This window comes from Clostridium sartagoforme AAU1, assembly GCF_000401215.1.
GTDB lineage: Bacteria > Bacillota > Clostridia > Clostridiales > Clostridiaceae > Clostridium > Clostridium sartagoforme.
In genome coordinates this window covers 1-1572 of the sequence record NZ_ASRV01000179.1, presented here as the reverse complement: position 1 = coordinate 1572, position 1572 = coordinate 1, and the positions used below count along the sequence as shown (strand labels likewise).

At 29.3% G+C, this 1572-nt stretch carries 2 protein-coding genes; one reads left to right on the top strand and one right to left on the bottom strand.

From position 1 onward, the window contains the following. Positions 1 to 97 precede the first annotated feature (97 nt). Positions 98 to 967, top strand: a complete 870-nt coding sequence (locus A500_RS14530) for a methionyl aminopeptidase (RefSeq protein ID WP_016208322.1) — start codon at positions 98 to 100, stop codon at positions 965 to 967. A gap of 110 nt (positions 968 to 1077) precedes the next feature. On the opposite strand, the gene A500_RS14525 is transcribed toward A500_RS14530, so the two are convergent. Further along, the gene (locus A500_RS14525; RefSeq protein ID WP_016208321.1) at positions 1078 to 1407 is read right to left on the bottom strand and encodes a HesB-like protein; all 330 of its coding nucleotides are present in this window, start codon (positions 1405 to 1407) and stop codon (positions 1078 to 1080) included. Between the last annotated feature and the right edge of the window lie 165 nt (positions 1408 to 1572).

Sequence of the window (1572 nt, the reverse complement as noted above, 5' to 3'; positions counted from 1 at the left end):
AATAAAATTATATTTGAAATAATTTTTAGTATATTGTGAAATGTAAATATGTAATTGTTAATTATTTTGATTTGGAAAATTTAAAAGGAGGTTTAATATGAATTTAAATAGAAATGATCAATGTTGGTGTGGAAGTGGTAAGAAATATAAAAAATGCCACATTGAATTAGATGAAAAATTAGATAGCTTGAGAGCAAAGGGATTTCACATTCCACCTAGAAAGCTAATTAAGAATAAAGAACAAATAGAAGGAATAAAAGAAAGCGCTAAAATTAATAATGCAGTATTAGACTTAGTACAAGAAAAAATTAAGATAGGAATGAGTACAGAGGAAATTGATAAGATAGTACATGATTTTACTGTTAACAGTGGAGCAATACCAGCACCATTAAATTATGGCGGATTTCCTAAAAGTGTTTGTGTTTCAATAAATGATGTTGTATGTCATGGAATACCAAGTAATGATACTATACTGCAAGAGGGAGATATTGTAAATGTAGATGTATCAACAATATATAACGGATATTATTCAGATGCATCAAGAATGTTTATGATTGGTAATGTGGCAGAAGAAGATAGAAAGCTTGTAAGAGTTGCAAAAGAATGTTTAGAAAAAGGATTTGAAGCTGTAAGACCTTGGGGATTCTTAGGAGACATAGGAGCTGTAATACAAGAACACGCAGAAGTAAATGGATTTTCAGTGGTAAGATCTTTTGGTGGCCATGGAGTTGGATTAGAGTTTCATGAAGACCCATTTGTAGCTCATTATGGGAAAAAGGGAGAAGGAATGGTATTAGTTCCTGGAATGGTGTTTACAATAGAGCCTATGATAAATCAAGGGGACTATGAAGTATTTGTAGATGAAGATGATGATTGGACGGTATTTACAGAGGATGGAGGATATTCAGCTCAATGGGAATATACTGTTTTAGTCACAGAAGAAGGAGCAGAAATTATAGCTAAATAACTTTATGATAGTTCACAATGAACAGGTATCATTGGTTAAAGGTTAATAATTGATACTCAGTAGAAAGTCTATATTTATCTATAAAAAAGAGTTGCAATTGCAACTCTTTTTTAGTGACATCCACCACCACAAGATCCACATCCACCTTCAGATTCAATGACAGGTTTAAGAGATAATCCTCTTCCTTCATTTTCTTCAGTTGAAAGTAGTTTAAATCCGCCAAATTCATCAACTAATTTTTCTTCTACAACAAAAGTAATATCGTTAACTTTTTGAGTAAGGTCTCCTTCTTTAACATCATCAACAGATATATTGAAAGCAGGACCACTACATCCAAATCCAGCTAAATTAATTCTTATACTGTAGTTATCAACTTCATTTTCATCTAAAAATGATTTGAATTCGTTGTATGCTTCTTCACTTATTATAATTTTATCCATATTATTCACCTTCTATTATTAAATGATAATTTATATCATTAGTATACCATAGTATAATTAAATATCAAGTAGTTTTTTTAATGCAATATATAGTAAATTATAATAAATAGTTATTGTCATTACTATATATTGTAAATATAATAATTATTATATAGAAAAAATATA